Raw genomic sequence first — 20,309 nt, 5'->3', positions numbered from 1 at the left:
TCATTTAGCGGGGGCGGTCGGCCGCGAGCGATAGACCTGGACGTTTCCGCCGCCGAGCGTGCCTTGCAGGATCGCGATCTTGTCGAACCGTGTGTCGACCTCCCGCATGATCGCCGCCTGGGTCGTCCGGGTGTGGCTTTCGAACGCGGTAATCAGCCAGACCGTCCGCCCGCCTTCCAGAAGCCTGTCGAGGTCGGCAGTGCTCCTGGTGACTGGCCAGTCAGGCGCGAAGAATCCGTGCACTGGCTCGATCGCCAGCCCGACCGAAGTTGCGGCGTCTTGCGGCTGGCGCAGCTTCACGACCAGCCGGACGGCTCCTTCCAGGTCCTGCTTCGGGTGCTCGTAGTTGCGGATGAGCAGAATCGAGGAGGCACCGACCATGAGGGCGATCGCCGCGGGAAGGGCCGCCGGCGCTAATGCCCGCAACGGTGTCCGCCGAACCATGCCCTCGGCCCATCGGACGATCGCCAATGCGCCCATCGACGCGCAGAGGAAGATGAATCCGATGTCGACGAAGAAATAGCGTGGCCAGATTCGGAACGAGAGCGCGACCAGCAGCGCCAACGAAAGCGGGATCTGGGTCAGATAGATCGCAGCGAGTAGCGGACTGCGACGCGTGACCAGCACCGCTCCAAGGATCAGGACCAGGAGTCCGCCGATGAGCGCATAGGGTGCAAGGGGCCCGAGCGCATCGAGGCTCCCGGCGAACTCCTGAAGCGTTCTAAGCGGGTTGTTCCATTCGGCCATTGCCGAGACGCTCGATCCCGAGGAAACCTTTCCCACCGAGCTCTGGATCTGCTCGAGCATCGGAAGGTGCACCAGCAAGGTCAGCAAGCCGCCGAGGGCAAAGCCGTAATAGGAGCGGATGCTGGAAGCGCCCGGATAGTTGCGAGCTAGCTTTCCTTGCCTTTGAAGGAGGGCGAGCGCCGCAAGCACGGCGAACACGACGCCGTGTGCGACGAAGAAGAATCCCGCCGACAGATGCGTATACATGCCCGCGGCAAGGCACAGTCCGTAGCCGGTCCACCCCCGCCATGTCGGCCTGCGCAGCCCGGCCATCAGCAGGATCGTCGCCGCCGTGGTCCAGGTCAGCAAGCCAGTGTAGCCGCGCGCGTTCTGGGTGAACCAGACGTGGTGGTATGACAAAGTCAGCAGGAGCAAGGTTACCAGCGCTGGGGCGCGACCGACTTCCTTGCGCGCCAGCCACCAGATCAGAACGAGGCTGGCCATGCCCATGATGAGCGCCGGCAGCCGCAGCGCCGAGGCGCTTTCGCCGAACAGCTCAACCGAGGCCTTGGCCTGCAGGCTGTAGAACATGTGGTTGTTCAGCGACGAGAAGTCGGTGACCAGCTCGCCCCACGGCAGGCGGATGAAGTGGATGAGGGTCGAGACCTCGTCGTACCACAGGCTGGCGTTCAGCCCGACGACCCTTAGGACAAGCGCAAGCAGGAGGAGCGCGGCGACGCTGCCGGCTTCCCATCGCTCAAGCTTCTTGGCTCCCCCCGTCATGCGTCGTTCACGCGCTGGCAGGAGGGCTGTCGGCGACCCTGACATTCAGCGACCGGAGCGATTGGCAGGGCGACTGCCCCGTCTCCGGATCGAACGGAAGGTTGTGCCAAGGGCAGACGATGCGGCCATCCGCAACATATCCCATGGCGAGGTCGGCCCCCTGGTGCGGACAGCGGCGATCGAACGATACGAACTCGTCCTCGCCAATGCGTGCGACGCAGGTCTTGGCATCGGTCGGACGGATCTCTCCGACCCGCATGCCGCTGAGGTCCTTGGCTGCAGGGGTCAGCTCGATCCGCTTGGCTTTGCTCGGGCGCAGCTTTTCCACGACGCGCTCGCCGAAGGATCGCAAATAGCTGGGCTGCAGCAGCGCCGGCAGCCGCGCAGCGGCACTGAGCGGCCCGCCAGCGAGGCCGCTGTAGGAATAGCTGTGATAGTGACCGTTCGGGAAATGCGGCCGGTCGAACGTCATCCGGTAACTGATCACGAACCGCGTTTCGTCGGTGTAGTTCAACGCCGATCCGTGAAGTTGGTCGGTGTGGAAGAGGACGAAGTCGCCGGGCTCGAGATCGAAGGTAAAGGGCTCGCTCAGTTTCTCGTCGCGGGCGATGTTGCCCATGCCGGTGTAGCGCTGATGGCCATCATATTCGTTGCGATAAACGGTCAGCCCATTGCCGCGCTGTACCCGGCCGATGGCGATCCAGATGTTGATGCCGTTGTCGGGACAGTCGAGCCAGGAGTCGCGGTGCGGCCCGTGCGCAGTAAGCTTTCCCTCGCCATGCTTCTGCCGGAAATCGTTGAAGGCCGCCCGGTCATTCTGGGTGGTGTCGAACGGGACGTGAAAACGGACGTTCGGCGACGTCTCGTAATAATAGCGGTCTTCGCCATTGAACGTCGCTGGAATGAGCGCTGCGAGGTCCTTGGGCGCGCGAGCGTTCACCCGATCGTAGAGTTCGTCGGTGAGGCGAGGAATGTCGTGCGCGGCCACAACTTCGTGAATCCGCTCGAACCCCTTTTCCTTCACTGCCGCCGCTGTCTCGGGGCCGAGCACGTCGCTCACGGCCTCGAAGCTCAAGTCCAGGATCGGCTCCAGCAGCCCGGCCTTCTGAAGGCCGCCGCGAACGACGACGACTTCTCCGGCGAGCACGCGATCCTTGAGGTTCTGTTCGCTCGCAGGGTCGAGAATTTCGGATAACCAGCTCATCGATCTGACGTCCTAAGGTCCTGGTAAATAAAAGTTATACGGCGCTCCGCCCCGCGGGCAATGCGTGATCGCAAAACGCTATGCACCGGCAGCGCTCCTGTTCGGCGCGGCATTGGACTGACTGCGGACAGTCAGGATCCCGGCCGCCGGTATCGAAAGCTTGATCGTGCCGTTCGAAACAATCGGGGGCAGCTCGCGCCCCGTTTCCTTCGCTGTGGTGTAGCTTGCCAGGTAGCGGCCCGGTGGTAGCCCGCCGACGATCAGGTTCCTGGCGCGATCCGCGTTGACGACTACCACGAAGCCGCCGTCCCTGTTCTTGAACGCGACCGGCTTCACGTCGCCATCGTTCGACCGGGCGTCGACCCTTGTGGCTCCGATGCGAACGTACCGGAAATATTGTGCCAGGCCGCGGGTGCGATCCGCCATTCGGATGACAGGCGCATTCGGGTTGGCGTAGGCGACGACATAATAGTCACCGCCCTCATCAGGCTCCCCTGGAATGTCCTTCCGAGCGATGTCGTACTGCTGCCATGCCGAGACCTGTCCGACGGTCAGATCCTCGAACAATTCCGCGGCATCGCCGCTGAGATGCTCAAGCATTGCGGTGGAGATGTGATTCTCCTTCGCACGCTCGGCGATCCCCGGGACGGGGGAAACGCGGTCGATTAGGCTGTTGGACAGGCCGATCGAGCGTGCGCTCTCGGCAATTCCCTTGATGACCGCCGGCTTGGGCGAGTCATATCGGTGATAAGACAATGTCGAAATCAGCGGCGCAACGCCGGGCACCGCCATCATCTCGTCGAAGAAAGCGGGCGCTCGTCCGGCCGAAGCCGTCGACGGAGCGATGAACTGCGGATCGAAGCCGTCCGCCTTCAGCCGCGCGTGCGTCGCAACGATCGCTTCGCCGATCTGGCGGCCTCGCCAATGGTCGGAATTGTCGGGCTCGAGGATGACTTCGAGAGAATCGGGAACGATGCCGTACTTGTCCTTCAGGTGCACGAAGGCGGCATCGATCAGCTCGGCATATTCCGCAGGCTGCCGAGCGTGCGAGATGTCGCCTTTGAGCTCGGTCTGGCCAAAGTCGACATAGTTGAGGTTGATGAAAAGCTTTTCGCCATTGGCCTCGACCCTCTGCTTGATCGGCAGGACCATTTTCTCGATCTGGTAGTCGAGGTGGGAAAACTGGACCCCCGCGGGATTGAGCTGGTTGGGATCGGCGTCGTCGTTGATCTTCTCGTAGTAATGCCGCCGGAACGCTTTGTAGCCGATCTTGCCGGCCTCGAACTGCGACCAATAGTCCACCGGGTTCTCGGCACCGCTCTTCAGTTCGATCCGAACGCGGTTGATACCCAGCTCATTGACCAGCTTGTCGTAGATCTGCCCGGATATGGGCACCCACGAACCGTCGAATCGGTCCTCGGCCTTGTTGTACTCCCAAAGGCGGGTAGTCGTTTCCCAGCCATTCATGACCTGGTGGGTGACCGCGGGATCGACCGTGATCTCGACAGGATCGCGCGCGGAGGCCGAGCAGCTGCCGAGGCTGACGGCCGCGAGGAGGCCGGCGGTTGCCGCAATTCGTCTCAAGGCCATCATGGCCGGGCTCCTCCTTTCTTTGGACGAAAAGATAAACGACCGCCAATCAAGGCCATAGAGTGAAGTGCGCCCGGAAACGGCCTTTGTGTTCCAAAACTGGATGATCGGCTCGGAATCAGGCGGGCTTGGTCTTGCGCGAGCCTCCGGCGGCCGTCCTGCGCCGCGGCGCGGGCTTCGGCGCGACCTTCAGTCCGGTATCGCTTTCGACCTGCCGCATCGAGGGGCCCTCATCGGCGAAGTTCAGCAAGCGGCGAACGGCCACCCGACGTCCGTATCTCGCCTGGTGGTAGATGCGCCCGATGTACTCACCGATGATGCCCAGAAACACCGCATTGATCCCCGAGAAGAAGAACAAAGAGACGATGATGGTCATGATGCCTCGGCCGGCGACGCTTCCGGCGAGGATCATCAGCACGATCTGGAACAGGCCGAACAGGAAGCTGGCGCTCGCGATGATGAAGCCCATGATCATGATCAGCTTCAGCGGCAATCGCGAGAAGGAGAAGATCATGTCGTAGGCGGTGCGGAAAAGTTTCGGCAGGCTGAAGCTCGACTTGCCCCACGTCCGCCGTTGCCAGACATAGTCGATGATGAAGGGCTTGTAGCCAAGCTCCGCAAGCATGCCGCGCACATAGGGCGCGGCGTCCGGGATGCTCAGCAGCTCGTCGACTACGCGCCGGTCGGCGAGCTGGTATTCGCCGACGCCGGGTTCCCATCGTTGGTCGGCGACACGCTCCATCATGCGGTAGAAGGCGTTGCGAAGGCTTCTCAGCCAACCGCTCTCGTCACGCTGCAGGCGGCGGCCGGCGACGAGCACATAGCCGTCCTCCCACTTCTCGATCATCTGGTCCATCAGCTCCAGCGGGTCCTGGAGATCGGAAGGTACGAGGAGGAAGACGGCGTCACCTTCCGCATATTCGAGCGCATTGAACGAGGACAGGAAGACGCCGACGTTGCGGGCGTTGAAGATGACCTTGAATCGGCTGTCCTTGGCCGCGATTTCCTCGAGATACGTCTGCGTGTCGTCGGTCGAGGCATTGTCGACCAGCAAGACTTCAGCGTCGTATTTCGAGAACTTCGCCGAACGAAGCGCCTTGCTCATCTCGTCATAGTAAGTCCGAAGGCCCTCGCCTTCATTGTAGACCGGCGAGATGACCGAGATACGCTTCTTCATTGCGCTCCGCCTCCCACGGTACGGGTCTCGATTTCCGGAAGCGGACGAATGAGCAAGGTTTCCTGCACGACGTTTGCTGCGACGACGTCGGCGATCTCGTCGAAGATGTTCCAGGCAAATGCGATGATCGCGTCGGGCGGATCGTCGCGAAGCGTCGCAGGCACGACGATCGGAATGTTCGCTCCGGGGATGAGCCGGCCCTGCTTTAGCGGGCTGGCATCGCAGCACCATTCGACATCGTTTGCGGTCAGGCCGAGGTAATTGCTGAGCACCGTCGCCTTGGATGCGGCGGCGTAAGCGGCGACGGTCTTTCCGGCGCTTCTCAGCTCCGAGACCGTGCCACGGAATCGGGATCGCCAGTCGCCGAGCCAATGCTCAAGTTGCTGCCATGGCGCCGCACCGGCCAGTTCACTTTCCTCGGCCAGATACCGATCGATCCGACCCTGCGCGGCCTCTCCGACCGGGCGTCCCTGCTTTTCCAGGAACAGGCGCAGCGAGCCGCCATGGGTCGACTGCGGCTGGACGTCTGCCACGACCATGCCATGCGTCTTCGCCCATGCCGACAAGGGGCCAACGCCGAGATAACAATAATGCTCGTGGTAGATGGTGTCGAAATAGCGGTGTGTCAGAATTCGCGTGAAGTGCGGGAACTCGAAGCAGAGCGCGCCGTCGTGCGTGATCAGGTCGCGGGCGGCCTGAAGGAAGCCGTCGGTGTCGGGAACGTGCGCGAGGACGTTGTTGCCGATGAACAGCTTTGGACGGCCTTGGCTCTCCACGATGTTGCGTGCAGTCTCCTCGTTGAAGAAGGCCGTCAGGGTCGGAATGCCGCTCGCCCGGGCAATCTCCGCCACGTTTCCGGAAGGCTCCACGCCGAGCACGCGCACGCCCGCCTCGGCGAAAAATCGCAAGAGCGTGCCGTCGTTGGAGCCGGCCTCGACCACCAGGTCACCCGGCCCAAGCCCGAAGTCGCGAACAAGCTGTCCGGCATAGTCGCGGCAATGCTCGACCCAGGTCGACGAGGCGCCTGAAACATAGGTGTAATCGTCGTGAAAATGCTCTTCCGCCGCCAGATTATGCTCCAGTTGCGGCAGGCCGCAGGAGGTGCAGACGACAATGTTGAGCGGGTAGACGGGAGCCGTGCCATCTCCGTCACCCTGAAGCGGGAGACGGTTGGAGATCGGCTGGTCGCCAAGCGACAAGGCCGTGCCGGACACCGCACTGCCGCATAGCCTGCAGGCCTGGATCTGGCTCACGACCGACATACCAACCTCAGCCTAACCCCGGTTCAACCTCTGTCGATGTCGCGCGAAGCTGCGCAACATACTCTTCCAGCCTTCGCGTCAGGTTTGCCGGGTCGCCGGCATCGGCCGGGACGACCGGCGCCATCCGCTCCGGAACGACGAACGCCAATGCCGAATCCGGCGCGGGCGCATCGCTTTCCCTCAGTTGCAGCTTTCGTCCCACCGCGCGCCCCACCAGGTCGAGCAAGTCCCGAAACGAAACATCGCTGCGGCCCGCGATGTCCCACTGGCCCGGCTGCGGATCGACCAGAAATCTGGCGAGAAAGTCGGCTTGGTCCTCAAGATGCAGCCACCGGCGGCGGCGGTCGAGCGATCCGCAGACGAACTCCTCGTTTGCAAGGGCAGCCCGAACGGCGGCGGGCAGCAGGCGCGACGGCTGCTCACCGGGTCCGAACATGAAATGCAGCCGGACCCAACTGAGCGGGCCTTGCCCTTCCAGAGCGGACCTCAAATCCAGCTTGCGCCGGGCGTATCCCAAGTACGGATCCTTCAGTCCGGGGTGCTCGGCACAGGCTTCGATCCCGCTTCCGAGGGCGACGAACCAAGCATTGCAAGCGGCGGCGCTTCGATGAAGCTCTAGGGTCCAGTCAAGAAATTGCGACCATGCCTCATCGTCATTGTGAGGCCACGCCGCATGGATCAGGAATGATGGACCATCAGTGACGGGCAGGGTGGTTCCGCGCTCGACTGGCACGACCCGGAAGCGATCGTCTCCTCTCAGTTTCCGCTGAATGGAACTGCCGACCAAGCCATGCGATCCTGTCAGGAATATCGTTGCAGGATCGCAACTTGTCACAACCTGGAGACCCCCGTAGCCTGTCAGCGGGGAAATCCTCTCACGATTTCAGCTGAGAAGAAACCGGGGATGTCGACAAGGTTGAACCTGAGCAATCGGGATATTGCGTTTCTCGTCATCCTCACCGCGATCCCGGTGCTTGGATATCAGTTCGGCATGGGGAACCAGGTCGAGCAGTTTCCGATCATCGAGCGGCTCCGCGACCCGAACTTCATCGTCGGCGACTTCTACACCGACAGCGCCGTCCGCTTCGGCCCGCGCTTCTATTATTCCTGGTTCGTTAGCTTTCTGACGCACATCGCACCGCTGGCGGTGGTGATCTTCCTGCTGACCTGTGCCGTTAATTTCGGACTGGGGCTGGTCACTTTCCAGGCGGTGAGAAAGCGGCTGGAGGGAAGCCCAACCGGCTCGGCGATCGCGGCTGCCTTGGCGATCGCCAACAGCAGTTTTGCGCTCGGCCTTGCCGGCTATCTTCGCTTCGAGAGCTTCCAGCCTGCGAGCATCGCCATTCCGCTGAGCTTCGCGGGATTCATCTGGCTGGCGGAAGGGAGGCGCTACCTGGCGGCCGGCGCATTCTTTGTCGCCTCGTTGAGCCACCCGCTGATCGGGCCGGAGATTGCGCTGGTCGCTTATGGGTCTTGCGCCCTCTCCGACCTGGTGGAGCGAAAGGGCGTTCGCGAGCTGCTCGCATACATCCCGTCCGGCCTGCTGTTTGCGGCCCTGTTCTTCGTTGCCTGGGTGCTTCCCGACCTCTCGAGCGAAAACGTGCGGCTGTCGTCCGAAGAATTCTTCTCGATCGTCCCGGCATTCCGGTCCCCGCACCATTACCTCGGGACGACGTTTCCGTTGTCGCACTATCGCCAGGTCGCCGCATTTCTCGCGGCGATCGCGATCCTCGCCTATCAGCTTCGGGAAGCCGGCCAAGTCGCGTTGCGCAATCGTCTGCTGTTCGCGACAGGCATCGTCATAGTTATGTGTGCGGCGAGCCTGATCCTGGTGGACAGCATGCACAATCGCCTGGCCGCCTCGGCTCAGGTCTTCCGCATGCTGATGGTCGTGAAGTGGGCAGGCTTCCTCCTGTTTGGAGCGGTAGCAAGCCGCTGGCTCGGGACCGGCCGCCCGCTGCTCGTGGCGGCGCCTTTCCTCGTTCTCCTCTCGACGGGCGAAGCCCAGCCTTACGTCATGCTTGCTGCGACCACTCTTGCCCTGGCGGCCGAGCGTTGGAGCGTCGGCAAGCGGACCGAGATCGTCCTCACGGTGCTCCTGGCGCTGTTCGCTTTCTACGAAACCATGCACATCGGATCGCGCGAGGAGGTCGTCCGTGCAGCGCTTGCCGGAATGAGTATCGGATTGCTCTACATGTCCCCGCTCGTGCTTCCGGTCGCGGCGGGACTGGCCATCTCCGCAGCCATCGCTCTGATCGCCTTCGGCTGGGTCAATCGGTCGCTGCAGATCAGCCATCGCGGCATCTTCAACCCAACCTATCAATGGTCGGACCTGAAGACCGACGACGCCGACATCGCCCGATGGGCCAAGGTCAATACGCCGGCCGGAGCCGTATGGATCACCCCCCCGGAGTTCGAGACTTTCCGTCTTATCGCGGAGCGGCCCGTCGTCGTGGATTTCACCAGCATCCCGCTGCAGGAACTCGCCATGCGCGAATGGCGCCGGCGGATCCGCGACGTCTACGGAGATGTCCCCGGTGGCGGTTTCGTCGCGCAGCACGCCATGGACGCGAACTATCGGGCGATGACCCGGGAGAAAGCGGCGCAACTTTCGGCCGAGTATCGTGCGCGTTTCGCCGTGCTCGACCGGGAGACGCCGTGGCCTGGCAAACCCTTGTACGAAAACGGAACATACAAGGCTGTCAGTCTGGAAACCCCGCATTGATGGGCGCAGGGCTGGCAGCATGACCGTTTCGGCAGCGCTGGCGAACAGGAGAATCTTCCTGACCGGCCACACGGGCTTCACCGGCTCGTGGCTGGGCGCGTGGCTGTCCGCAATCGGCTGCGAGGTAACAGGTTACTCTTTGGAGCCCGAGACGGATCCCAACCTCTTTGGGATTCTAGGCGAAGGAGCGACCTACACTCGAAGCATCATCGGCGACATTCGCGACTATCCCAGCTTGCGCGAAGCGCTTGAGGCAGCGCAGCCCGAGCTTGTGATGCATCTCGCGGCCCAGCCACTGGTTCGCCGCTCCTACCGCGACCCGCTGGAGACATTCTCCTCGAACGCCATGGGCACGGCCAACGTACTGGAGGCGTCGCGCGGGTGCGGCTCGGTGAAGGCGTTCGTCTGCGTCACTACGGACAAGGTCTACGAGAACGTGGAGCGGCCCGAGCCTTATTCGGAAGCTGACCGTCTCGGTGGCAAGGACCCGTACAGCGCGTCCAAGGCCTGCGCGGAAATCATCACTCGCTCCTATCAGGAAACGCTGGCCGATCTGGGCAACGGCATGCGTATCGCAACGGCGCGAGGCGGCAACATCATCGGCGGAGGCGACTGGTCGGAAGACCGCATCGTCCCCGACTTCTACCGCGCAGCGACCGACGGAACGACCCTGTCGATCCGCAATCCGGATTCGATCCGCCCCTGGCAGCATGTGCTGTCCGCCTGCCACGGCTACTTGGCGATCGCGGCACATTTGCTGACATCGGACGCCGCCCGGAACGAAAGCTGGAACATCGGGCCAGCTGATCCTGAAGCTGTCACGGTCAGGCAATTGGTCGATATGCTGTCGCGCCATTCGAAGGCGCCGGCCATCGATTTCGGTTCGTCGCCGCTCAAGGAAGCCAATTTGCTGGCGCTCGACGTCGGAAAGGCGCGACGTGAGCTCGGCTTTGCGCCGCCGTGGAACACGGAAGAGGTGATCGCCCGGACTGCCGGGTGGTATGCGGCCTACTACGCCGATCCGGATGCGGGCCGCGCAATTACGCTGGACCAGCTTCGGAATTATCGCATCGCGATCGGCGACATCGAGGGGGGAGATTGAGGATGAAGGCGATCATCCTGGCAGGCGGCCTCGGCACGCGATTGTCCGAGGAAACGCACCTCAAGCCGAAGCCGATGGTCGAGATCGGCGACAAGCCGATCCTTTGGCACGTGATGAAGATCTACGAGAGCCACGGCGTCACGGACTTCATCATCTGCCTTGGCTATCGCGGTGAACTCATCAAGGAATACTTCCAGAACTACGCGCTGCGGAACTCGGACGTGACGTTCGACATGCGCACCGGCGAGGCCAAGATCCATCGCAAGGCCTGCGAGGATTGGTGCGTCACGCTGATCGATACGGGGGACAAGGCGATGACCGGTGCGCGGCTGCGCAAGGTGCTTCCGTTCGTCGAGGACGACGAGGCATTCTGCCTGACTTACGGTGACGGCGTTGCCGACGTCGACATCCGGGCCCTGATCGATTTTCACAAGCAGCATGGGAAACTCGCCACCGTCACGGCCGTCACGCCGCCGGGCCGCTTCGGCGCGCTCAAGTTCGGCGAGGACGACGGCGATCAAGTCGAGGCCTTCGTCGAAAAGCCGCAGGGCGACGGGGCGCTCATCAACGGCGGCTTCTTCGTGCTGTCGCCGAAAGTGCGCGATTATCTGTCGGACAGCGACGACGAGATCTGGGAGCGCGATCCACTCGAGAAGCTGGCGCAGCACGGGCAGTTGATGGCCTTCCGCCACCGCGGGTTCTGGAAGCCGATGGATACGTTGCGCGACCGCCACGAGCTGGAAGCGATGTGGAGCGAACCCGCCCCGCCGTGGAAAAGCTGGTAGATGCAGCCGAAGGTTTACGTCTTGATTGTCAGCGCGGTCGCCATGTCGGCTGTGGGCCAAATGGCATTGAAGATCGCGGTCGAGCGTGCGCATCTCAAGAATGCGATCGCGGCAGGGGCCGTGAGCGCGCTCGGCGCCGCTGCCGTTTCGCCCGCCTTATGGGCCGCTGTGTTCATCTACGTTAGCTCCGTCGCCCTTTGGTTGTGGGTGCTTTCGGAGGCGGACCTGTCGACCGCATATCCCTTTGTCAGCCTCGGCTTCGTCCTGACGATGGTCTTCGCTGCCGTTTTTCTGAAGGAAGCGATCACCCCGTTGAAGCTTGCCGGGACTTTGCTCATCCTCGTCGGATGCGTGCTCGTGGCCAAAAGCGCCTGATCCGTCCGGCAAGCCATGCCGTCTGAGTCCGCACCGCCTGCGTGGGCGCAATTGTGGGGAAAGCTCGCCGGCAGTGGCGCCAAGTTCTTCCGCGACCTCGGACTGCTGGTCGCCGGGCAAATTGCCGCCAAGCTCGTCGGCGTTCTCGCCTTCGCTTACCTGGCGCGCGTCCTCGACCCCGAATCTTATGGCGAAGTGGAATTCGTGGTCGGTCTCGCTGGCTTGTTCGGAATGGTCGTCGACCTTGGCCTCACAACCATCGGTGTCAGACGCGCTGCTGCCGCTCCGGAAAAGCGCGGCGAACTCGCCACACAAGTCTTCCTGATCCGCTTCGCGGTCGCAGTTCTCTGCGCTCTGGTTATGATCGCCGGCGTCAACATTTTCGGCGGACCGCCGGCGCTGCACGGCCTGGTCACGCTCTATGCGCTCAGCCTGTTGTTCAGTGCGTTTTACCAGGAATGGCTGCTGCAGAGCGCTGGCCTGATGGCGCAGATCGCGCTCGCTCAAATCTTTCGCATGCTGGTGTTCTTCGCGGCCATCCTGCTGCTGGTGCGAGGAGTCGAGAATGCGGTCCTCGTCGGAGCTTGCGAGATCGCCGGCATCATCGCTGCCGCCGCTTACGCATTGTACGTTCAGCGGAAGAAGATCGCTCCAGTCCGTTTGTGGACCCGATTCGAGGACGCGTCGCTAATCCGCGAGGCGCTCCCGGTCGCGCTCGGGACGATGATCTGGTCAGCCGCGCAATATGCGCCCTTGTTCCTGATGGGTTCACTGGTCGGCGGTGCAGGAGTAGGTTTCTACGCTGGCGCGGCTCGCCTCGCTGCGTCGGTCGCGCAATTCAGCTTTGTCTATCATTTCAATCTCTACGCAACGGCATCGCGCATGGCGCGCGTCAGCGCGGAGGCGCTTGCCACGCTCATGCGCAGCTCCTTTCGCACCATGGCCTGGACGACGATCGGCGGCGGCCTGTTCGTGACTCTGGCTGCGCAGCCGATCATGGAGATCATCTACGGCCGAGAGTTCGGGGCGGCGGCGACCTCGCTTGCGATCCTGATCTGGACGGTCCCGGTCATGTTCCTGGCCGGCCATGCACGCTGGTCGCTGATTCTCGATCACAAGGAGGTCGAGGTCTTCCGGTCGCAGGTCGTCGGCTTGATTACGGTCGCCGGACTCGGCCTCATTCTTGTCCCGCGTTTCCATGAGACCGGCGCCGCAGCCGCCGGGCTCGGCGGTGGCATGGGCGTCTGGGTCAGCTCCTACGTCCTCGCCTGGGTTCGGAAGGTTGAAACGCCGCCGCTGATGCTTGCGGCGAGACCGCTCTTGCTTGCCGTTGCACTGGCTCTCGGGACCGTCTTGATTGCGTTGCCGGTTTGGATCGAAGCGGTAGGCGCGGTCGCGCTCTATGCCGTGGCGGCGCCCCTTATCGATCGAACGCTTTGGAAGGACGTACTTCACCTGGCCCGCGCCGGGCATCTCGCTCAGTAGAAGCTGCTGACCACCTTCGAACGAACCGCCCGCAACGCCTGCCGCGCCCGGAGGTAAGTCCGGCGGCCTTCTAGAAGCCCGGTCCAGTGCTTGCGGTCGCGAAAATAGTGCATGTCGATCCGCGGCAGGTCGAAGCGACTGTCAGCACGGGTCGGCACATCCAGCCGCACTCCGAAGGCTGCGCGGTAATGCTTGCCGATGGTCTCCACGACTTCCGGTGAAACGCGGCCATAAGGCGCCGCAAAGCCCTCGACCGCTTTGCCAATCTCCGCCGACAGGTCATCGGCGCATCCGGCAATCTCTTCCTCGCGGTCGGCAGGGGCAAGCTTCGTAAGATCGGCGTGGGTACGGCTGTGTCCGCCGAACTCCATGCCGTCCTTCGCCAATGCGCGAACCGTCGCCCAGTCCATGAGCGGCCGCGCGGGATTGTTGGCGCCTTGCCATGCCTCGGGATGGCCCAGCCGCCGGGTCGGGACAAACATCAGGGCGGAGAATCCGTGACGACGAAGGATCGGCGCTGCAACCTGCGCGAAATCGTCGAATGCATCGTCGAAGGTGATGAGGACGTTGCCCGAGTTGCTGTCGTCGCCTTCGTGCCAGGCGATGAACTCGTCCAGCGTGACGCCCCGGCGTCCCAGGTCGGCGAGGACCTGCATCTGTTCGGCGAACACCGCTGGCGGGATGCTAGTCGGCCCGGCCGCGTCCGAGATCGAGTGATAGGTGAGGACGAGCATTCGAGCGTCAGTCCTCGACCACGTGCGTTTCGAATTCGCGGCGATAGGCATGCCACTTGTCGAGGTCGAAAGAGCCGTCGGGGTTCAGGCAGTCGACGGCACCGTTCGCCATGGCGAGCGCATGATGGGTATTGTCGTGCGCGAACAGGCCCTGCCGTCCGAATGTCAGAAGGCCGCCAACGCTTTCGGCCCATTTGTCGACGACCTTCAGATGAGATTCGAAGTCGCGGTCGTAGACTGGATAGGCATATCCCAGCCGCCGCGTCTCCGTCCGTCGCACCTTGGCTGTCACTGGCAGGCCGACTCCGCCAAGCCATTCGCAAAGTTTCGCGCCCAGCGCGTCATCGCTAAGCTTCCAGAGATCCTCATGCGGGTCGCACGGCAGTTCCGCGCACAGGACGGTTACACCCTTCGGCTCGGTGCTTGCCGAGTAATTCTTGGGTTCGGAGAGGCGCGAAATCGGCACGGCATATTCCGGAAAGTAGTGCGCATCATATTCGGTGAACTGGTCCTGCTCCAGCACGAGGTAGATCAGGATCATGCCGCGATACTGAATGCGCGATGCGGCTTCGACCACCTCGGGCGGCGCAGGCGGATCGACGAGCGAGACAAGCGTCGCCAGAGGCAAGGTGGACCAGACCGTGTCCGTCGCGACGCGCAAGTCCTTGCCATCGGCCTGGTAACGGACGGCTTTCACCCGACCGCTCTCAAGCTCGATGCCGGTGATCGATGCCTCCAAGGTGAATTCGGCACCAGCGTTCTCGGCCTCAGAGCGAAGGCATTCGCTGATCTGCCCGAAACCCTTGCGTGGGTAATAGAAGCCGCCCGTGTGGGGCTTCTTGAAGCCCGGCACCTGGCCCAAGATCTTCTTCAGGATCTTGCCGATCGAGCTTCCCGAGACGCGTCGGGTCGCCAAGGTCACGGCCAACTCTTCTGGAGGCAGAGCCCAGAGCTTGCGCATGTAGGGGTAGTAGAAGTTTTCGCACATCGCGGGCCCCAAGCCCTGGTGGAGTACGCTGGCGAAGGTCGGCTCGCCGGATCCGGCGCGGCGAAACGGCTTGGTCGCGGCATCCCACAGCAACTGGAACGTGAAGCCTTTCGGAAGGCGCAACAGCAAGTCCACCGGCTTCAGCGGGAAGTGAATCCAGCGGCCCCGGAGGCGAATGCGTCCGTGCCGCGGGCGCCACAAGAGGTCGGGGCCGACCGCTTCTTTGATCATCTCGAGCAGATGCGGTTCGGTCGATGGATGCAGGCGGTGGCTGCCGAAATCGCAGTGGATGCCATCCAGCAGGAAGCTCCCCGAATTGCCGCCGACGCGCGGTGCGCGCTCGAGCACCTGCACGCCTGCCTTGCCGCTTCTCGCAAGCATCAACGCCGCGCCAACGCCCGCCGGGCCAGCGCCGAGAACCACCACTTGCTTCATGAAGATTGCTCCGCAGCCAACGCCGTTGGCGGCGCACGCCGCAACTGGACGAGAAAACCGATCAGCCCGCTCGCATAGAGCACCGACTGCCACACCAGGCCGATCGCGATCACTTGTGCGGGATCGGCACCGAACGGCTTCAGCAGCCCGGCCATGCTCGCTTCGCGAAGTCCCAGCCCGCCGAGGCTGATCGGCGCGATCGCGATGATCTTCGCAGTCGTCCAGGCATAGAACCAGGCTGCGACCGGCGCTTCGATATGCGCCGCGCGAGCGAAGGCGATGTTGATGCCGACGAACAGGCACTGGATCGCCATCGACATCACCAGGCAGAGCAGCAAGCGGCCGGGGTTTCGCACCAGCTCGGCGGCGGAATGGGCGAGCTTTGCAAGCAGCCGCATGATCTTGCCGGAAGGCTCGCTGCGACTGGTGAGCCGATCGAGCGATACCGCTGCGGCAAAACCAAGTCCGACCAGAACCGCGAGACCGATCAATGGCCAACCCAGCCAGAGTCCGGAATCCAGCCGGGGCTTCCACGCAATCCACGCCGCTGCCAACGCGATGATTGCCAGCCCCAAGGTGTCGAGCAATCGGTCCGCAAGCGAGCCTATCGCCAGGCGATGCTTGTCGTCCGCATGTTTCATGACCAGCCCTGCACGAACGACGTCACCGCCCGCGACGCTGGGCAATGCAAGATTGGCGGCCAGTCCTGCAAGGTGTGCGCGGAACGCCTGCCGATAGGATACGCCGCCCCCGATCAGGATCCGCCATTTGGCGGCGGCGGCCGCATGTCCGCACAGGAACAGCGCCAACGCCGCAAGCCAGAGCGGCAACGAGATTTGAAGAGCTGCCGCCCACACCTGGGAGAAAGGAACGAGATAGAAGATCAGCGCGAGCAACAGCGCGCTCACGCAAACTCGAAAGAGCCACGCGCCCATCCGGCGCTGGCTCGCCCTTTCCGGAGTGGAAGCCATCGTCAGGCCGGGGGAGGGGTCAGCCCCGATCTCGGCCGGAGATTCAGCCGCGCGATCATGTCGGCAATCAGGCCCAGCGCCCACAACAAGACTGCGCCAAGCAGGCCGAGCACCGCGGTCTCGGACAGATTGTCGATATAGACGTCGTAGATCGCCTTCGAAAAGCCGAGCACGAACAGGATCATCCCGGCCGGCATGTAGATGCGCAGCGGCTGGAAGTAGACCGTCAGCCGGGCGACCAGGAACATGAAGTTCCAGAAGTCGCGGGCTTTCATCTTCGAGACACCAACCCGCTTGCCGTAGACGATCGGCAGGTAAGACACGCGCATTCCCGACGCGAGCATGCACAAGGTGATGGTCGTCGTGAACGAGAAGGCGTCGGGCAGGAGCGGGACAAACGGCAACAGCGCTTCGCGACGGAACAGCCGCAGCCCGGAATTGAGATCGGTAATCCGGTGGCCGGCGAGGATGCCTGCCGTGCGATTGAGGACCCACTTTGCCGGGCGGCGGATCAGGGGCACGCCCTTCATCGCCGTCCCGCGATCGCCAACGACCATGTCGTTGTACGCGGTCATGGCGATCATTTCCGGAAGATATGAGGCTGGATAGGTGCCGTCGGCGTCGATGATCGCAATCAGCGGTGCCGAGCTCACGGCGATGCCGGCCTTGAGCGAGCGGCCGTAGCCGCCGTTGTGCGGGAAGTTGACGACCGTCGCTCCCGATGCCTCGGCGCGCTCAAGCGTATTGTCCTTGGAACCGTCGTTGACGACGATGATCTCGTGGGAGATCCCCGCATTGGTCAGTTCGGCGCGAACGGTTTCCACCGTCGCTTCGACCGCGTTCTCCTCATTGTAGGCCGGGATGACTACGGAGACTGCAGGCGTAGCGCCCGCACGTTTCACCTGTCTTCGCGATGCGGCCAGTTGCCGGCTTTCTTCCAACGCCCCCTCCACATCGTCAGATGCGGGATTCATGATATAGAATGCGGGCTTAGAGTAAAGTTGAGGGGGGCGTACAATCCCTGACTGTGCCAAGTTCGAACAGCCAACCGTGAACAGGTTGCGCGTCGGGGGACGAAGCCGTCTTAGGGTGTCCAAGATGGCACAAGCTTTGTTCTTCACGGGCCGGCGAGCCGAAACGCGCGCCTTAATGCGTGACGGCGGGGCGGTAGTGTGAATTACTACAGTCCGAACCCAATGAGCCCGCTTCGTGTCGCGATCGTCACCACCTTCTATCCGCCGTGCAATTTCGGCGGCGACGGCATTTACATTCGCAACTTCGTGCAATCGCTCGCCCGTCGCGGCTGCGAAGTCGAAGTCATCTACGATGCCGACGCCTGGAAGGTCGGCGTAAGCGCGCTGCATCCACCGCCATCGCCGGAGCAGGTCCCGCAGCCCGATGGCGTAACAGTGCACCAGCTCGAAAGTCGTTGGCCGCTCGGATCAACATTGTTGACGCAGCAGGCAGGACGTCCGGTCGTCCAGCATAAGGCGATCGAGGCCATCCTCGCCAAGGGCTTCGATGTCATCCACTTCCACAACATCTCGCTCGTCGGCGGGCCCGCGGTTCTTGCACTGGGCGAAGCCATCAAGCTGTGCACGGTTCACGACCATTGGCTCGTATGCCCCAACCACATCTTGTGGAGGCATGATCGCGAACTGTGCGTCGGCCGCGAGTGCTTCAAATGCTCTCTGACGTTTCGCCGACCGCCCCAGGCGTGGCGGCACACGTCCTTGCTCGAAGACAATCTCGCGCACCTCGATGCCCTGATCGCGCTTAGCCAGTCCGTGGCCGATCGCCATCGGGAGTTCGGGCTGAAGAAAGACATGCTGCCGATGGCGTCCTTCATGCCGAACGCAGATGCGCAAGCGAGCTCAACGGCTCTCGGATCGTCCCATGACCGGCCTTACTTCCTGTTCGTGGGCCGCCTGCAGAGCTTCAAGGGTGTGCAGGATGCCATCTCCTGCTTCGACGATGACAGCCCGGCGGATCTGCTGATTGCCGGCAGCGGTGAGTTTGAGCCGGAACTTCGTGCGCTTGCAGCAGGGTGCAAGAGCGTCAAGTTCCTCGGCAAGATTGAGCAGGACAAGCTGCGGGCGCTGTATCGCGACGCGGTTGCGCTCATCGCTCCCTCGCTGTGCTACGAGGTATTTCCGATGGTTGCGCTGGAGGCGTTTCGGGAAGGAACGCCGGTCATCGCGCGCAATCTCGGACCCTATCCGCAAATCGTCGAGGAAAGCGCGGGGGGCATCCTGTTCGATGACGAGGATGGCCTTCGCGACGCCATGACCAAGCTGGCCTCGGATCCGGCGTTGCGGGATCGGCTCGGCGCGTCAGGCCGCGCCGCCCTGGCTGAGCGCTGGACCGAGACCAAGGCCATCGACGACTGGCTCGAACTCGTCCGATCCATTGCCGTGAAAAAGGGCAAGGAGGACACGAAACGAAAGATTGACGCCCTGTTCGCTATCGAGAGCGCATCGTGAACGAGCTTCACAACCTTCAAGCGGGCAACGCGAGTACCCAAGCCCATGCGGCGACGGAGCGAAAGCTACGACTGGATCGACGTTTCCTGGCCTTCACGCTTCTCGCGACGATCCTGCTGTCGTGGCCGCTGCTGGCATTCAGCCGCCCAAGCTACATTCAGGACAGCGCGGCCTATTACAAAGGTGGTCGGGCCGCCGTTACCTTCGTGATGGCAAAAGTGCAGGGCCTTGACGTCTCGTCGGACGGGCAGGTTGCTTCGGCGCCCGGGCTGCCGGCCCCGCCGCCGGAACATAGCGCGAAGAAGGCGAGCGGCGTCCGTTCGATCACCTATAGCGTGGCGACGTATCTGCTGTCGGCGCCAGCAACGACGCTTATTCTTCTAACCATCTTTCAGGCGCTTTGCGCGGCCATCGTGATTGTCGCGACCCTTGGCGCATTCGGTGGATTGCCGACGCGGCGGACGGCAATATCCCTGGTCCTGATTGCAAGCGCGACAACCGTTGCTCCGGCCTCGTACCTCGCCGTTCCGGATATCTTTGCGGGACTTCTGATCGGCGCGATGGTTCTGCTGATCGCCGCGTGGACCCGTCTCAGCCTTGGTATTCGCCTCCTCTGCACAGGCATCGCCGCCTTCGCCGTTACCGCGCACGCCAGCCACATTCCGCTTGCGGCGGGCATGACGGCGCTTGGGCTGGGCTGGGTCGCGGTGAAGCGATTTTACTTCCACGATCCGCTTCCGCGTTGGACCTGGGCTTGGGTTGTCGCGCCTTTGCTGATTGGTGGGATGACGACCGTCGCCGTCAACCGCGTTGCCTTCGGCGAAACGAGCCTGACTTCGAAACGTTATCCGTTCGCGCTGGCAAGATCGGTGAACGACGGGCCGGCCCGCTGGTATCTCGAAAAGCATTGCCCCGAGCTCAAGTACACGATCTGCACGCTCTATCCGAACGGATTGCCGAAGGGCGGAGCGCTGGAATTCCTGTGGGGTCCCGACGGCATCGTCAACGTCGCGACCGCCGAACAACTCGATAGAATCCGCGCCGAGGAACCGGACATCGTCCTTGCCGCGGCGAAGGAATATTCGTGGTTCGAGGTCCGGCGAATTTCCTACAACATCATTCGCCAGCTGGTCAGCTTCCGGCCCTATCCGTACGAAGCCAACCTCGTCCTCGACGAGAGCGGAACGCCGCAGCTCAACTGGTCGCGCGAGGAGAGCCCCGTTCCGCTCCATGTTATCAGCATCCTGACGGCGATCAGCGTTGCGCTGGCGACCCTTTGGCTTGGCTGGACCTTCATCAAGGAGCGTGAGGTGCGGCCGGTGATTGCATTGCTGTTTCTCGGGATTCTCGGCAACGCGGTGACCTGCACCGTCCTTTCCGCGGTGGCGCAGCGTTACCAGGCGAGGGTGATTTGGCTGATCCCGCTACTGGCGCTTGCGCTGTACGGGGCGATCCGAGATCGGCGCGCAACAACAGCCTAGCCG

Annotated in this window: 17 protein-coding genes; 7 read left to right on the top strand and 10 right to left on the bottom strand. The window is 62.9% G+C overall.

The features are described 5' to 3' along the window. The 6 genes from ABD928_RS04920 to ABD928_RS04895 all read right to left on the bottom strand — a co-directional run bounded on the left by ABD928_RS04920 (nt 1) and on the right by ABD928_RS04895 (nt 7,529). Entirely contained in the window at nt 1–1,509 is a 1,509-nt protein-coding gene (locus ABD928_RS04920; protein WP_345166666.1) for a glycosyltransferase family 39 protein, read from the bottom strand. Nucleotides 1,510–1,516: 7 nt separating this feature from the next. Next, complete coding sequence (locus ABD928_RS04915) at nt 1,517–2,713, bottom strand: Rieske 2Fe-2S domain-containing protein (RefSeq protein ID WP_345166663.1); 1,197 nt, start codon at nt 2,711–2,713, stop codon at nt 1,517–1,519. 78 nt (nt 2,714–2,791) lie between these two features. Continuing rightward, on the bottom strand, nt 2,792–4,306 hold the full coding sequence (locus ABD928_RS04910; RefSeq protein ID WP_345166660.1) for a glycoside hydrolase: 1,515 nt from the start codon (nt 4,304–4,306) through the stop codon (nt 2,792–2,794). Nucleotides 4,307–4,421: 115 nt separating this feature from the next. Further along, on the bottom strand, nt 4,422–5,480 hold the full coding sequence (locus tag ABD928_RS04905) for a glycosyltransferase family 2 protein (protein ID WP_345166658.1): 1,059 nt from the start codon (nt 5,478–5,480) through the stop codon (nt 4,422–4,424). After that, nucleotides 5,477–6,733, bottom strand: a complete 1,257-nt coding sequence (locus tag ABD928_RS04900; protein ID WP_187714660.1) for a methyltransferase domain-containing protein — start codon at nt 6,731–6,733, stop codon at nt 5,477–5,479. Before ABD928_RS04900 ends, ABD928_RS04905 begins: the two co-directional genes overlap by 4 nt. Nucleotides 6,734–6,749: 16 nt before the next feature. Continuing rightward, the gene (locus ABD928_RS04895; protein WP_187714659.1) at nt 6,750–7,529 is read right to left on the bottom strand and encodes an NAD-dependent epimerase/dehydratase family protein; all 780 of its coding nucleotides are present in this window, start codon (nt 7,527–7,529) and stop codon (nt 6,750–6,752) included. A gap of 129 nt (nt 7,530–7,658) precedes the next feature. On the opposite strand from ABD928_RS04895, the gene ABD928_RS04890 reads away from it, so the two are divergent. From ABD928_RS04890 to ABD928_RS04870, 5 genes are read left to right on the top strand one after another with little or no spacing between them, the layout of a single operon-like run. After that, on the top strand, nt 7,659–9,467 hold the full coding sequence (locus ABD928_RS04890; RefSeq protein WP_345166652.1) for a DUF6798 domain-containing protein: 1,809 nt from the start codon (nt 7,659–7,661) through the stop codon (nt 9,465–9,467). A 19-nt stretch (nt 9,468–9,486) separates the two neighbouring features. Beyond that, entirely contained in the window at nt 9,487–10,569 is a 1,083-nt protein-coding gene (rfbG, locus tag ABD928_RS04885; RefSeq protein WP_345166649.1) for a CDP-glucose 4,6-dehydratase, read from the top strand. A gap of 2 nt (nt 10,570–10,571) precedes the next feature. Then, entirely contained in the window at nt 10,572–11,354 is a 783-nt protein-coding gene (rfbF, locus tag ABD928_RS04880) for a glucose-1-phosphate cytidylyltransferase (protein ID WP_187714656.1), read from the top strand. Further along, complete coding sequence (locus ABD928_RS04875) at nt 11,355–11,729, top strand: EamA family transporter (protein WP_187714655.1); 375 nt, start codon at nt 11,355–11,357, stop codon at nt 11,727–11,729. Between the two features lie 15 nt (nt 11,730–11,744). Next, nucleotides 11,745–13,214 (top strand): oligosaccharide flippase family protein, encoded by a 1,470-nt coding sequence (locus ABD928_RS04870; RefSeq protein ID WP_187714654.1) that lies wholly within the window; start codon nt 11,745–11,747, stop codon nt 13,212–13,214. On the opposite strand, the gene ABD928_RS04865 is transcribed toward ABD928_RS04870, so the two are convergent. Genes ABD928_RS04865 through ABD928_RS04850 form a run of 4 tightly spaced genes read right to left on the bottom strand, consistent with a single transcriptional unit; the run spans nt 13,208 to nt 17,244 of the window. Further along, complete coding sequence (locus ABD928_RS04865; RefSeq protein ID WP_187714653.1) at nt 13,208–13,948, bottom strand: polysaccharide deacetylase family protein; 741 nt, start codon at nt 13,946–13,948, stop codon at nt 13,208–13,210. The genes ABD928_RS04870 and ABD928_RS04865 overlap by 7 nt on opposite strands. A 7-nt stretch (nt 13,949–13,955) precedes the next feature. Beyond that, nucleotides 13,956–15,371 carry a protoporphyrinogen/coproporphyrinogen oxidase gene (locus tag ABD928_RS04860; protein ID WP_187714652.1) on the bottom strand — a complete coding sequence of 472 codons (1,416 nt, stop codon included), beginning with the start codon at nt 15,369–15,371 and terminating at the stop codon, nt 13,956–13,958. Further along, on the bottom strand, nt 15,368–16,306 hold the full coding sequence (locus ABD928_RS04855; protein ID WP_223276709.1) for a lysylphosphatidylglycerol synthase transmembrane domain-containing protein: 939 nt from the start codon (nt 16,304–16,306) through the stop codon (nt 15,368–15,370). The genes ABD928_RS04860 and ABD928_RS04855 overlap by 4 nt, the downstream gene beginning before the upstream one ends. 38 nt (nt 16,307–16,344) lie before the next feature. Further along, entirely contained in the window at nt 16,345–17,244 is a 900-nt protein-coding gene (locus ABD928_RS04850; protein WP_187714650.1) for a glycosyltransferase family 2 protein, read from the bottom strand. Nucleotides 17,245–17,538: 294 nt separating this feature from the next. Between ABD928_RS04850 and ABD928_RS04845 the strand changes: the two genes are divergently transcribed. Continuing rightward, on the top strand, nt 17,539–18,825 hold the full coding sequence (locus ABD928_RS04845) for a glycosyltransferase family 4 protein (RefSeq protein WP_187714649.1): 1,287 nt from the start codon (nt 17,539–17,541) through the stop codon (nt 18,823–18,825). Beyond that, a complete protein-coding gene (locus tag ABD928_RS04840) occupies nt 18,822–20,306 on the top strand; it encodes a hypothetical protein (RefSeq protein ID WP_345166638.1) in 1,485 nt (494 codons plus the stop codon). The genes ABD928_RS04845 and ABD928_RS04840 overlap by 4 nt, the downstream gene beginning before the upstream one ends. Nucleotides 20,307–20,309 lie beyond the last annotated feature (3 nt).

Source organism: Sphingomonas daechungensis, assembly GCF_039543105.1.
GTDB classification, from domain to species: domain Bacteria; phylum Pseudomonadota; class Alphaproteobacteria; order Sphingomonadales; family Sphingomonadaceae; genus Sphingomicrobium; species Sphingomicrobium daechungense.
The sequence above is the reverse complement of the archived record's forward strand: the minus strand, read 5'-3'. Positions and strand labels throughout refer to the sequence as shown.